Source organism: Flavobacterium sp. (assembly GCF_044371705.1).
GTDB lineage: Bacteria > Bacteroidota > Bacteroidia > Flavobacteriales > Flavobacteriaceae > Flavobacterium.
Genome location: NZ_JBILTE010000063.1, coordinates 1 through 13,762, shown reverse-complemented (window position 1 = coordinate 13,762; position 13,762 = coordinate 1). Strand labels below are relative to the sequence as shown.

The following is a 13,762-nucleotide window of genomic DNA, read 5'->3' as shown; positions in this document are numbered from 1 at the left end:
ACCGTCTTCACTTTTGTAAATTCCTGAGGTAGCTCCGTTTCCTGAGAAATTCCATGCTTTTCGGTCTTTTTTCCAAGCGGCTGCATATTGTATGTTGAAGTCTTTTGGCGAAACAGAAATGTCAATAATTCCCGTTTCATCGTCTATAAATAAAGTGTTTTTCCAAGTTTTTCCACCGTCCGTTGTTTTATAAACACCTCTTTCGTCGTTTTTGGTATATAAATGTCCGGTAACTCCAACTACTACTTCGCTTGCATTATTGGGGTTGATTTCAATTTTACCTATGTGATGGCTGTCGGTTAATCCCATGTTTTGCCAAGTCTTACCTTGATCGGTTGATTTTAAAATTCCGATTCCGGCATAGGATGAACGCGACGCATTGTGTTCGCCTGTTCCCACCCAGATTGTTTTGTTTTTCCAATCAACAGCAATTTCTCCCACATTTTGAGTAGGCGAATTGTCCATTACAGGAGTAAAATTCATCCCGTTGTTGCTGCTATACCAGAGTCCGCCCGAGGCATAACCTACATAAAATTCAATAGGATTTTCCGGATTTACATCCACATCAACCACGCGACCACTCATGATTGTAGGGCCAATATTCTGAAATTTAACGGATTGAACAATGGATGAACTAGATTCTGATTGTGACCAACTGATTTGAAAAGCTAGGCAAATAATCGATAAGTGAAGTCCTTTTTTTAACATAAAAGTAGAATTAGAATGGAAATTTAGTCAATATGCAGTTCCTAACAAAATTTTAGGTTTGAAATAACTGCAAATCCGTCGTTTCTTGCTACTTTTGATTTTATTAATAATCAAATTTCCGTTATGAAATACCATCTGATTGATCGCAATTTATACATCAAAAACCGTAAAAAATTTAGTGCTGCAATGAAACCCAACAGCGTAGCGGTTTTTAATTCCAATGATATTTATCCGGTAAGTGCCGATACTACTTTGCCTTTTGCTCAACACCGTGATATTCTTTATTTATCAGGCGTTGATCAGGAAGAAAGCATCTTGTTGTTATTTCCAGATGCACCGTATGAACATTTGAAAGAAATTTTATTTTTACGTGAAACCAATGAACATATAGCCGTTTGGGAAGGTGAAAAATTGACGAAAGAGCGTGCTTTTGAAGTTTCCGGGATCAAAACGGTGTATTGGTTGACTGAATTCCATAAAATTTTGAAAGAAGTAATGGCGTATGCTGATACGATGTACATCAACACGAATGAACACTACCGTGCATCTGTAGAAACTGAAACTCGCGAAGCCCGTTTTATCAAATGGTGGAAAGAAAATTATCCTGCCCATAAAGTCGAAAAAAGCAACCCAATTTTGCAGCGTTTACGTTCTATAAAAGAAAGCGAAGAATTGGATTTGATTCAAAAAGCATGCGATATCACAGAAAAAGGCTTTCGAAGAGTGCTTTCGTTTGTAAAACCAAATGTGATGGAGTATGAAATTGAAGCGGAGTTTGCTCATGAATTTTTACGCAATCGCTCCAGAGGTTTTGCGTACACACCCATTATTGCTTCAGGAAATAATGCCAATGTGTTGCATTACATCGAAAACAACCAACAATGCAAAGCCGATGATTTGATTTTACTGGATGTAGGTGCCGAATATGCCAATTATTCCAGTGATATGACGCGTATGATTCCTGTTTCAGGTCGTTTTACCGACAGACAAAAAGAAGTGTACAATGCGGTTTTACGAGTGAAAAATGAAGCAACAAAAATGCTCGTTCCGGGAACTTTATGGAAAGAATACCATGTAGAAGTAGGCAAAATCATGACTTCAGAATTAATCGGTTTAGGATTGATTGATAAAGTAGATGTGCAAAATGAAAACCCTGATTGGCCTGCTTATAAAAAATATTTTATGCACGGCACTTCGCATCATTTAGGTTTGGACACACATGATTATGGATTGTTACACGAACCGATGCAAGCCAATATGGTTTTTACCGTTGAACCGGGAATTTATATTCCGAAAGAAGGTTTCGGTATTCGAATTGAAGATGATATGGTCATTCAAAAAACGGGCGAACCGTTTAATTTGATGCGGAATATTCCTATTGAAGCGGAAGAGATTGAGAATCTGATGAATTCATAATATGAAAAATATTTTTCTTTTAAGTTTACTATTGCTTCTAAGTAAAACCTCTGCTCAAACGGAGGGTTTTGCTGTCAACAAAGATTCTAGTTTGACTTATTATAAAATATTCGGAAAAGGCCAGCCTCTTTTAATTATTAATGGTGGTCCAGGGATGAGTAGCAATGGTTTTGAAGAAATGGCCAAGATTCTTTCGAAAGAACAACAGACCATTATTTATGATCAAAGAGGAACTGGAAAATCAAAATTGACTGAATTGAATTCTGAGACTATTTCTATGCAAATTATGGCAGATGATATTGAGTCGTTAAGGAAACATCTAAAAATTGAAACATGGAGTATTCTCGGACATTCTTTTGGAGGGATGTTGGCATCCTATTACGCAACTCTTTGTCCAGAAAGTATTAATAAATTGATTTTATCTTCGTCAGGAGGAGTCGATTTAACCTTACTACAAGGTAAAAATCTAATTGAAGCGGGATTGAATCAAATGCAAAGGGATTCGTTAAATTATTGGAATGATAAAATTGCAAAAGGCGACACTTCATACAAAGCCAAACTTGGGAGAGGCAGAGCCATGGCTCCAGCTTATGTTTTCAATCAGAAGTATGTGCCGATTATTGCTGAGCGTCTAACCCAAAATAATGCCACAATAAACGGCATACTGTGGGCTGACATGACAAATATGAAATTTGATTGTAAATCAAAATTGATCAATTTTAAAAACCCGGTTTTAATTATTCAAGGAAAGCAAGATATAGTCAGTAATGAGATTGGTGAAATTGCACACAAAACTTTTCCGAATTCAAAGTTAGTTTTTCTTGATAACTGTAAACATTATGGTTGGCTTGATGCCACGGCAGAATATGTAGCTGAAGTTACTATATTTCTAGAGAATTAACTTGTAGTGATTAAAAAATCTGAGTTTTAGTAAAAAGAATAAATTTTAAAACCCAAATAGAAGAGGATAGAAGGATTCAAAAATCGATCTTTAATTTATTGCTAAACTTGACGAGAGTGAAATGATTTTGAATGGTTAGTATTTTGTTTTTCTGAAACAGTTATAACGACTCGCACGAATGTGGGTCGTTTTTTTTAGTTTGTGAACTTTGCGAAAATCTTTGCGAGCTTTGCGGTTAAATCATACTTTTGAAGTTGATTAAATTGAATATGAAAACAACCACATACAAAAACGCCAAAATCACTTTTTCCGATACCGGTAAAGGCACAACCATTGTTTTACTTCACGGTTTTCTTGAAAACTTGAAAATGTGGAACCGGTTCATTCCTGAACTTTCCGAAAAGCATCGAGTGATTTCCATTGATTTATTAGGTCATGGCGGATCCGAATGTTTGGGTTATGTGCATACAATGGAAGATCAAGCGGATATGGTGCATCACATTTTACAGCATCTAAAAATAAAAAAGGCCGTGTTTGTCGGACATTCCATGGGAGGTTATGTGGCTTTGGCTTTCGCCGAATTGTATCCGGAAATGATGAAAGGGTTGGTTTTACTTAATTCAACATCTAAAGCAGATAGTCATGAGCGGAAAATCAATCGCAACCGAGCTATCAAAGCCGTGAAACAAAATTATTCGGCTTTTGTGAGTTTGTCGATTGCCAATTTGTTTAGCGAAGCCAATCGGGAACGTTTAGCCGATGATATTATAAAAGTCCGCGAACAAGCATTACAAACACCACTTCAAGGAATCATTGCCGCTTTGGAAGGAATGAAAGTTAGAAAAGACCGCGAAAAACTCTTGCATACGGCAACATTTCCCATGTTACTTATTTTAGGTGAAAAAGATGGTGTTTTAAACTACAGCGACAGTCTAGAGCAAATCAAAGGAACTGAAGTGCAACTGGTTTCTTTTCCGGACGGACACATGAGCCACATTGAAAATGAATCGGAATTAAAAGAGGTTTTGGTTGGGTTTCTGAAAAAATTTTAAAAGAAAAACCGTTAAGCTCTCAAAAGTACTTAACGGTTTTTTTATGTTTAAAAATTTGTTTTTATTTATGCAACGCCATAAATTCTTCTGCTTTTTCCACCATGTTTTTACTTCCGCAAAAGAAAGGAGCCCGTTGATGCAGTTCGGTGGGTTGCAATTCCATTATTCGGGTATAACCATCCGATGCTTTTCCGCCAGCTTGTTCGGCTAAAAAGGCCATTGGGTTGCATTCATACAACAAACGCAATTTTCCTTTAGGTGCTTTAGAACTGGTTGGATAAATATAAATGCCGCCTTTAATCATGTTGCGGTGAAAATCAGAAACCAAACTTCCAATGTACCGCGATGTATAGGGTCGGTCGCCTTCTTCCAACTGGCAATATTTAAGATACGCTTTCACACCTTGTGGGAAATGGACATAATTGCCTTCATTAATCGAATAAATCGTACCGTCTTCCGAGTATTTCATATTCGGATGGGATAAATAAAACGCACCAATAGCCGGGTTTAAAGTAAATCCGTTGACGCCATGACCCGTCGTATAAACCAACATCGTTGAGGTGCCGTAAATCACATAACCTGCGGCAACTTGATTAACGCCGGGCTGTAAAAAATCTTCAGAAGTTACAGGAGTTCCAATAGGAGTTACTCTTCTATAAACCGAAAAAATGGTTCCTACAGAAACATTTACATCTATATTTGATGAACCGTCCAAAGGGTCCATTAAAACCACATATTTATTGTTATGGCTTTTATCACTTCCGGCAACGGTGATGAAATCATCATTTTCTTCGGAAGCAATTCCGCACACAATTTCACGGTTAATCAAGGTCTGAATAAAAACTTCGTTGGCATAAACATCCAATTTTTGTTGGTCTTCGCCTTGAATATTTTGTTCTCCGGCGGCTCCAACAATGTCAACCAACCCGGCTTTGTTTACTTTATAATTAACTACTTTGGCTGCGAGGCGAATAGAATTAATGATTCGAGATAATTCTCCGGTAGAATATTGAAATTCTTCTTGCTTTTCAATAATAAATTCTCCTAAGGTTTTGTTGCGTTGTTCCATTACGAAATCGATGTAGTTGTATAAAGGCACAAATATCGAAATTTTTGTGATACCGATGGAATAATTATACAAATCTATTTTAGAATCGTAATTTTGCCCCAATTATATTACTAGTGATGATTATTAGAAAAGCAATTGCCGAAGATATGCCTTCGGTTTTGGAGTTGATTCAGGAACTGGCCACCTTTGAAAAAGAACCCGATGCTGTGGTTGTAACCGTTGATGATTTGGTGCGTGATGGTTTTGGAACACATCCGCTTTTTTATGCTTTTGTGGCAGAAGTTAATCAGGAAATCATTGGAATGGCTTTGTATTACTACCGCTATTCAACTTGGAAAGGGAAAACCATTCATTTGGAAGATTTAATTGTGAAGGAAGAAAAAAGAGGAATAGGTGCCGGTTTTGCATTGTATACTGAAATAATGAAACAAGGGAAAAAAGACAATGTTCGCAGAATTGAATGGAATGTCTTGGATTGGAACACGCCGGCAATTACCTTTTACAACAAATCAGGAGCAAAATTATTAGACGATTGGCGAGTGGTTCAAATGGATGAAGCAGGAATGAATCATTTTTTATTGAAGATATAATTCTAATTTACGAATTGACACATTTACAAATTGACACATTAATTTTATGAGAATATTTAAATTTGGTGGAGCATCCGTAAAAGATGCAAACGGTGTAAAAAACGTTTTTCATGTGTTGGAAACCGTTGGTTATGACAATGTTTTATTGGTTATTTCCGCGATGGGAAAAACAACCAACGCCTTAGAAGTAGTTATCAAAAACTATTTTGAAAAGTCAAACGAATTACAAGAATCCATTCAAGAGGTAAAAAAATACCACTTGCAAATAGTTTTGGAATTATTTGAAGACGATAAGAACGACGTTTACAAAGCCGTGAATCAACATTTTGATGACATGGAATATTTCTTAAGTCACAACAAATCACCTAACTATAATTTTGTGTACGATCAGATTGTGAGTTTTGGTGAATTGATTTCCACCACAATTGTCAGTCATTATTTCAATTTCAGAGGCATGAAAAACAATTGGTTGGACGTTCGTAATTTCATCAAAACTGATACATCTTACCGTGATGCAACAGTTGATTGGGAATTGACTAAAGAATTGATTAGTAAAAATGTCAAACGCAAAACATTAAACATCACACAAGGATTTTTAGGTTCCGATCCTAATAATTTTACTACTACTTTGGGTCGTGAAGGATCCGATTATACCGCTGCTATTTTTGCCTTTTGTTTAAATGCAGAAAGTGTAACGATTTGGAAAGATGTCCCAGGAGTTTTAAATGCCGATCCAAGATATTTTGAAAATGCCATTTTGCTCAACCAAATTTCCTACCGCGAAGCAATTGAGTTGGCGTTTTACGGGGCAACGGTTATCCACCCGAAAACTTTACAACCGTTGCAACGCAAAGAAATTCCGTTGTTTGTAAAATCGTTTATCAACCCGTTATTGCCGGGAACAAGTGTTTCCAAAGGAGCCGATTTGGTCCCGCAAACGCCTTGTTTTATTGTAAAGAAAAACCAATTGCTCATTTCACTTTCTTCGATCGATTTTTCATTCATTATGGAAGAACACATCAGTGAAATTTTCGGATTGTTCCATCAAAACCAAATCAAAGTTAGTTTGATTCAGAACTCTGCCATTAGTTTTACGGTTTGTGTGGAAGATAAATACGAACGATTTAATGAACTGAAAAGTTTGTTGTCGAAACGTTTTCAAATCAGTTGGCATGAAAATGTTTCGTTGTACACCATCCGACATTTTGATGCAAAAGCAGTGACTTTGGTAGAAACAGATAAATCGGTTTTGGCGAAACAAATTCTAGGGGATACCATTCAAATTGTGACGAAAGAATAATAGTTTAAAATCTACCTGAACGGATTGTCCGAAATAACTGCGGTCCTGTCATGCTGAAAAAATCAGGATGATAGGACCGTTCAATTATTTGCAGATGAACAGTGTCATCAAATTTATTTACAATAAATTACTTTATACTTTTGACACCCATATTAAACAACGTAAAAGCAAACACATCGGCTTGTTCTTCGATTGTTTTAGAAACAGGTTTACCGGCACCATGTCCGGCATTGACGTCGATGCGAATTAAAACAGGGTTGGTTCCTTCATGTTTTTCTTGTAGTTCAGCTGCAAATTTGAAACTGTGAGCAGGCACCACACGGTCGTCATGATCGCCTGTAGTTACCAAAGTAGCCGGATAACTCACGCCTTTTTTCACATTGTGCACCGGAGAATAGCCTTTTAAATACTCAAACATTTCTTTATTATCGTTGGCTGTTCCGTAATCGTATGCCCAACCTGCACCAGCTGTAAACGTGTGGTAACGCAACATATCTAACACACCTACAGCAGGTAACGCAACCTTGGCCAGTTCCGGTCTTTGTGTCATTACTGCACCTACTAACAATCCGCCATTTGAACCTCCACGAAGAGCCAAATAATCAGAAGACGTATATTTCTCTTTGATTAAATATTCTGCAGCTGCAATGAAGTCATCAAACACATTTTGTTTTTTCAATTGCGTACCTGCATCATGCCATTTTTTACCGTATTCGCCACCGCCTCTTAAATTAGGGACAGCAAAAACGCCTCCATTTTCCAACCAAACGATGTTTGCAGTGCTGAAAGAAGGTGTTAAACTTACATTGAAACCACCATAACCGTATAAAAGTGTTGGATTGGTTCCGTCTAGTTTGATGCCTTTTTTGTGGGTGATAATCATAGGGACTTTCGTTCCGTCTTTTGAAGTATAAAATACTTGTTTGCTTTCGTAGTCTTCCGACACAAAGTCAACTTTAGGTTTTTGATACACGGCTGATTGCCCGTTTTTCGGATTAAGGGAATAAATGGTATTGGGAATGATGTAATTAGCAAAAGAGAAATACAAATCAACATCGGTCTTTTTACCGCCAAATCCTCCTGCAGAACCAATACCCGGCAAAGTGATGTCGCGAATAAGTTTCCCATCATATCCATATTGCTTCACCATCGAAACAGCATCTTTCATATAATTTGCAAAGATAAAACCGCTTCCAGTAGTTGGATTTAGTACATTCTCCGTTTCAGGAATAAAATCCACCCAATTCTCGGGTGTTGCTTTGGCAAAATCAGCAGTGACTACTTTCTGGTTTGGAGCGTTTAAATTGGTCACGATGTACAATTTCGTTCCTACATTATCTAATATATAATTATCTGATTCGAAATTATTTACCAAATTGATGATTTTACTAGTTGGATCTTTTAAGTCTTTGATGTACAATTCATTTCCTGATGTTGAATTAGAAGCCGAAATCACCAAATAGCTTCCGTCTTCGGTCACGCTAGCTCCTACATAACGTCTTTTTTCATTTAAACCAAAAATTACTTTATCCTCACTTTGAGGTGTGCCTAATTTATGATAGTATAATTTGTGTTGATCGGTTTTTGCTGAAAGTTCGCTTCCTTTGGGTTTGTCATAACTTGAGTAATAGAATCCTTCGTTTTTTACCCAAGCGATACCACTGAATTTAACATCCATTAATGGCTCTTCCAATTTTTCTTTGGTAATAGCATCCATAATGTTAATTTTATTCCAGTCGCTGCCTGCATCAGAGGTTGCATAAGCTACAATAAAACCATCTTTTGAAAATTCAAGAGTACTTAACGAAGTAGTTCCATCTTTAGAGAAACCATTTGGATCTAAAAATACTTCTTCTTTTCCTGCTGCATCTTTGCGATACATGACGGACTGATTTTGAAGTCCATTATTTTTGAAGAAATAAGTAAAATCACCTTCCTTAAAAGGAGCTGAAATTCGTTCGAAGTTCCATACTTTTTCCAGACGTTCTTTGATTTGCTTTCTGAAAGGAATTTTGTCCAAGTAGCCAAAAGTCACTTCATTTTGAGCTTTTACCCAAGCGGCAGTTTCTTCTGAACGGTCGTCTTCCAACCAACGGAAAGGATCACTTACTCTGGTGTCGAAATATACATCTACAGAATCGACTTTTTTAGTTGTAGGATAATTCAAAACGATTGCTTCTTCTTTTACTTCTTCTCTGCAGGACATGATTGCAGTGGCTGCAATTACTGTAACAATAACTTTTTTCATAGTAGTTCGATTAAAGAACAAATATAGGTAATGATTTTTGAAGAATCAGTTAAAAAGAGGTTTGTATTGTGGCCATAGTTTGTAAATCAAAACACCATTTAATACAGCAATAAGCAACGCTACACTTAAGCCTGGAAGGTCTAAAAACAGGTGAAAAAGTAAAATATTTATTGAAATTGGTGCTAATAAAATCAAGGCAAAAGCGGTCCACTTTTTGGAAATTAGCATCGCTCCAATGATTACTTCCAATACCCCTACTACTTTAAGCACATAGCCTGTTTCAATTAGAGAGTCCATGAATTTACCTGCATTTTCAGGTAGTTCCGGTAGTGGGATGAAATTTAAAAATTTGTTAAGCCCGAATACAAGAAGGATAATTCCAAGTAAAATTCTAACGAGTTTTGTAAATTGTGAATTCATAGTATGTTGGTTTTGGTTAGTTAACGATATTGCCAAATTAACAAAAAAACAACAATAAATGTATTTTATATTTAAAAAAATCTGAACTGTTTTATTAACAATTCAGATTTTTATGATAAAAATTAATCGTTCTTATTGAACAATTGTCGGAAATGTTACCGAAGCGTCGGTTTCACCCGCTGCATTAGTTGGGTCACCGGCCGCAACACCGTTTGCAGATTTATTTGGCAAATGTAGTAAAGTAACTACCAAATTTCCGGTTCCGGTATTGTTGGCTGTAAAATTAAAAGTCAAGCCAATTGGTTTTCCATCTGCATCCAAATCGGTGTAGGTAAAGGTTCCCAAGTTATTTGTGATTTGATAAAAAACCTGATGATCTTCAGCTTCTTCGGCTACTTCTTCGGTGATATTTTCAGCTGGATTTTCCAATTCATTTAGAAAAGAAACGGTTCCTGCGTAGGTTGTGCCATTGACAAAGTTCCCGCCTGTTTGTGTAATCACCGGACTGTTGGGTCCGTCGCCGTCTAAATCTCTCGAAGTTAAAGTAATTATTTGACCGCCACCCGTAAATGTTACAGCTACTGTGGTAATCAATTCTTCCTCATTAACCGGCGGATTATCGTCGTTACTGCACGAAGATGTGAATAAAACAGTTAGGAATGCGAACGCGACTACTTGGAAATTTTTCATTTTTTTCATTTTAAAAATTAATAATTGAATTTGAATTGAATTTGAATGTTCCTACCTAAATCATCTGCGTAAAAGCGTTGTCTATTAAGGTAATCACGGTAATTAGTGTTTAAAATATTTTGAACGGTAAATGCCATACGGGTTTGTACTTTTTTGAAAAGATTAAATTCTTTCTCGGTATAGAAATTCAAAAGATAGTATCCGGGAGGGGGCGTACTGACATCTACTTCGACGGTTTGAAATGCTCCGTCTACAATAATTTGAGTTCCGAAATTGTTGTTGGGGAAGTTCTTTTGCGTAAAAACCCATTCGCTTTGTAATTCCATAAAAAACCCGTTCCATTCCTTTTTTGAAAATTTTAATCGGTTGGAAAGGTTCAATGGTGGCATATCGATTAAATAATCGTTTGCAGTTACATCACGACCATACACATAAGCCAAACCTAACGTATAATTTAAGTTAGTTTGAATATCCCATTTAAAACTGGCATCAATGCCAGCGAGTAAAGCATCGGTTTGCTCGTATTCCCAAACCGGAAAAGCCCCTTGAATGGTAGTTTCGAAGCCGATAGGTTTTAAAAAAATGAAATTGGCGACGGAATTCAGAAACGGACTTACTTCGAAAGATACTTTTTCAAAAGTTTTTGTAGCCGTAATTGAAACTTTTAAAGACGTTTCTTTATCTAAAAACAAATCGCCTAATTCAATCATTCCGGTGGCGTGGTGCAAACCATCACTAAAAAATTCGGAAGGGTTTGGGTTTCTATTTGACAAACTGAGATTCGCAAATGTCATCCAGTTTTTTTCAAAGGTTTTTCGAACCCCAATTGTTCCCGAAAAATTATGAAACGTGAATTTGGGTTTTGTTAACCACTGATTGCCAAATTCAGCTAAGATGAAGTGATCAAAATCAGGGGTATAACCTCTTTCGTCCCATCGTGATTTCTGGTAATACTTGGTTGCTTCAAGGGTTGAAAAATCATACCGCAAGCCGGTTTCTAAAATAAAATCAGATGCAATCCGGTATTCAAATATGCCATAAGCCCCAAAATCAATTCTATCGTAGGTAGGAATTAAAGGTCGTATGCCCGTTGCAGGATTGGCATAATTGTTTTGCACGAATCCATTGAAACCCATTTTGAAAGTCCAAACTTCATTTCGCTTCACATAATCCAACAAAAGTGAGTTGGTGACTAACGACAAATCCAAAGCAGGAACATTAAAAGAAGCTCCTCTTCGCAAATCAAATTCCAAACGTTGGTTGGATTGAAAGGCATATTGAATATCCAAATCGCTTGAATCACTTAGTCTTTGTGAATAATTGAATTTGGCCAAATGATGCGTGACTTCCTGTTTGGGATTGTTGATTTCATGCGTAAAGTCATTGATAATCGCAGGTACCTGATTGTTGATTGCATTGTACAAATCGGTTGCATTTCCAATATGTGAAGCACTCAAAATACCGATAGTTGCCTGATACAAACTGTAAAAACCACTCAAACTATAATTAGGTTGGGTGTAACTTAATCCTCCTGAAACATTTGCTTCGCGATTTCCGGTATTCGACAAAACATAATCCGGAGCTTCGCGATCACCAAAATATTTTAGGGTTCCCAAAACATTCCATGACCAACCTTTGATTCGATCCTGATTGAAACTTGACGTTAAACTTCCTCCCAGCCCATTGGAGTTTAAGGAAACAATGGTTTTGCCATGGATAGAATCAGCAGTTATTTTCTCCGGTTCAATTAATACAATTCCGCCAATGGCATCGCCGCCGTATTTTAAGCCGCTTGCACCTTTTATAACAGTGATTTTTCCGGCAGCATTGATGTCAAAATTCGGTGCATGTTCCACGCCCCATTGTTGGTCTTCCAATCGAACATTGTTTGTAAAAATGGGCACTCTGCTGCTGTGTAAGCCATGAATAATTGGTTTTGAAATCACGTTGCCGGTTTTCAGCAAAGAAACACCGGTCACTTCCTTCAAAGCATCACCCAAGGTTTGACTGCTGTATTTTTCTATAGTTTCCGATTTTAAAGTCGATTCTACAACCGATTTACCGGATAAAGTACTTTTGGCACTCACCGAAACTTCTTTTAAAGTTGTTTCAGAAGGAACCATTTGGATATTCAAAACCAAATCCTCTTGAATATCAACCAAAGTATCTTTTGTTTGATAGCCTAAATGAGAGACAATAACCCGCAATTCACCTTTAGGCAAACCATTGATTTCAAACGCACCAATGGGGTCACTGGCAACATTTCTGTAGGATGTATGTATATGAGTTCCTGTTAACTTTTGGTTTTTTTCATTGGTAATTGTTCCGCTCAATTGAAATTGAGAATAACCTAAAAATCCAAAATGCAACAGGAAAATTAGGCAACTTAAATACCGCATTTTTCCGTTTCAAAAAATTAAAAACACTAGTAATCATTTGTTCCTTGAACGAATGATTATTTTTTTAGTTTTGATAATTTTAAACAGTTGGTGGCCCGCGATGGGAAAAAAGTGAACCTGAAAAAGAAGCAACTTGTGCAACTTCTTGAAGTATATAAGGTGCAGGTTTTAAAGGAGTATCAAAGCGATAATTGAAAATGGGAGGTTTGATGTAGTACCAGAAGGTAAAATCACAAACCGAACAATCGTCAGCGTCGTGTTGATGTGAAAAATCATCGTGCGAGTGCAAGCAATGTTGCGGTTCTTCGAAATAATCAGCTATCAAATGTCTGTACGTATGTAATGATTGGAATAGTATTGTAAACAATACTGTCGCCATTAAATAGAGATTGACAACTGCTAATTTTTTCTTCATTGGGTGCAAAGGTAGGGAAAAAGCTCTTTATTGAGAATTTTTTAAGAAGACTTTACGAAGAGGAGTTAAATTATGAATTTTGATTCAAGATTAGTTATGAAATATTAGTTTAACAAGCTATTTAATCTAATTTTATAACCCATTCATTTTTTTTAAGTTCTTTAAAGTAAATTTTTTTATCAACAAATTTGTTTTTACTGACCAAGGTATCAGCAATTTGAGTGTCATTATAATTTCCTTTACCATAAACTCCGTTGTAAATTGAATCTAGCTCCTCAAATTCATTTTTATCATAAATTCTAAGAATCATAAAATCATCATTTTTTGCATAACCTCTCCATGAACCAAGTATTGGAAAATTATTCGTGCCTTTATACACAATATGTGGGGATTTTCCTCTAATATAACTTTCAAAATCACCGTCCGAAAAATACATAAGTTGAATGTGCTTTTCCTCATTTTCATTAATAAAAATTAATCGTTCATCTACTGGATCACAGGAAAGTAGTAAAAAAGCAAGTAGTAAAAAAAAAATTATTTTTCATTTTAAAATT

The 13,762-nt window shown here is 36.4% G+C and carries 13 protein-coding genes; 5 read left to right on the top strand and 8 right to left on the bottom strand.

What is annotated here, in order from left to right; translation table 11 throughout:
• Nucleotides 1-708: WD40/YVTN/BNR-like repeat-containing protein (locus ACIQ2S_RS06185; RefSeq protein ID WP_396173990.1), on the bottom strand; the 708-nt coding region annotated here is incomplete at its 3' end.
• A gap of 123 nt (nt 709-831) precedes the next feature.
• Between ACIQ2S_RS06185 and ACIQ2S_RS06180 the strand changes: the two genes are divergently transcribed.
• The 3 genes from ACIQ2S_RS06180 to ACIQ2S_RS06170 all read left to right on the top strand — a co-directional run bounded on the left by ACIQ2S_RS06180 (nt 832) and on the right by ACIQ2S_RS06170 (nt 4,077).
• Complete coding sequence (locus tag ACIQ2S_RS06180) at nt 832-2,124, top strand: aminopeptidase P family protein (protein ID WP_396173987.1); 1,293 nt, start codon at nt 832-834, stop codon at nt 2,122-2,124.
• 1 nt (nt 2,125) lies between these two features.
• Nucleotides 2,126-3,025: an alpha/beta fold hydrolase gene (locus ACIQ2S_RS06175; protein WP_396173985.1), complete on the top strand. Its 900-nt coding sequence runs from the start codon at nt 2,126-2,128 to the stop codon at nt 3,023-3,025.
• Nucleotides 3,026-3,294: 269 nt separating this feature from the next.
• Nucleotides 3,295-4,077: an alpha/beta fold hydrolase gene (locus ACIQ2S_RS06170; protein ID WP_396173983.1), complete on the top strand. Its 783-nt coding sequence runs from the start codon at nt 3,295-3,297 to the stop codon at nt 4,075-4,077.
• 61 nt (nt 4,078-4,138) lie between these two features.
• On the opposite strand, the gene fbp is transcribed toward ACIQ2S_RS06170, so the two are convergent.
• Nucleotides 4,139-5,146 (bottom strand): class 1 fructose-bisphosphatase, encoded by a 1,008-nt coding sequence (gene fbp, locus ACIQ2S_RS06165; RefSeq protein ID WP_396173992.1) that lies wholly within the window; start codon nt 5,144-5,146, stop codon nt 4,139-4,141.
• Nucleotides 5,147-5,262: 116 nt separating this feature from the next.
• Here fbp and ACIQ2S_RS06160 point away from each other — a divergent pair, with 116 nt between their 5' ends.
• On the top strand, nt 5,263-5,736 hold the full coding sequence (locus ACIQ2S_RS06160; protein ID WP_396173981.1) for a GNAT family N-acetyltransferase: 474 nt from the start codon (nt 5,263-5,265) through the stop codon (nt 5,734-5,736).
• Between the two features lie 46 nt (nt 5,737-5,782).
• Nucleotides 5,783-7,036 (top strand): aspartate kinase, encoded by a 1,254-nt coding sequence (locus ACIQ2S_RS06155; protein ID WP_396173979.1) that lies wholly within the window; start codon nt 5,783-5,785, stop codon nt 7,034-7,036.
• Between the two features lie 127 nt (nt 7,037-7,163).
• Here ACIQ2S_RS06155 and ACIQ2S_RS06150 read toward each other — a convergent pair whose 3' ends face one another.
• The 6 genes from ACIQ2S_RS06150 to ACIQ2S_RS06125 all read right to left on the bottom strand — a co-directional run bounded on the left by ACIQ2S_RS06150 (nt 7,164) and on the right by ACIQ2S_RS06125 (nt 13,644).
• The gene (locus ACIQ2S_RS06150; protein ID WP_396173977.1) at nt 7,164-9,284 is read right to left on the bottom strand and encodes a prolyl oligopeptidase family protein; all 2,121 of its coding nucleotides are present in this window, start codon (nt 9,282-9,284) and stop codon (nt 7,164-7,166) included.
• A gap of 45 nt (nt 9,285-9,329) precedes the next feature.
• On the bottom strand, nt 9,330-9,704 hold the full coding sequence (locus tag ACIQ2S_RS06145; RefSeq protein WP_396173975.1) for a DoxX family membrane protein: 375 nt from the start codon (nt 9,702-9,704) through the stop codon (nt 9,330-9,332).
• A 132-nt stretch (nt 9,705-9,836) separates the two neighbouring features.
• On the bottom strand, nt 9,837-10,394 hold the full coding sequence (locus ACIQ2S_RS06140; protein WP_396173972.1) for a type 1 periplasmic binding fold superfamily protein: 558 nt from the start codon (nt 10,392-10,394) through the stop codon (nt 9,837-9,839).
• Nucleotides 10,395-10,411: 17 nt separating this feature from the next.
• Nucleotides 10,412-12,793, bottom strand: coding sequence for a TonB-dependent receptor (locus ACIQ2S_RS06135; protein WP_396173970.1), 2,382 nt, complete (start codon nt 12,791-12,793; stop codon nt 10,412-10,414).
• Between the two features lie 79 nt (nt 12,794-12,872).
• Entirely contained in the window at nt 12,873-13,208 is a 336-nt protein-coding gene (locus ACIQ2S_RS06130) for a hypothetical protein (RefSeq protein WP_396173968.1), read from the bottom strand.
• 121 nt (nt 13,209-13,329) lie between these two features.
• Nucleotides 13,330-13,644 (bottom strand): hypothetical protein, encoded by a 315-nt coding sequence (locus ACIQ2S_RS06125; protein ID WP_396173966.1) that lies wholly within the window; start codon nt 13,642-13,644, stop codon nt 13,330-13,332.
• Between the last annotated feature and the right edge of the window lie 118 nt (nt 13,645-13,762).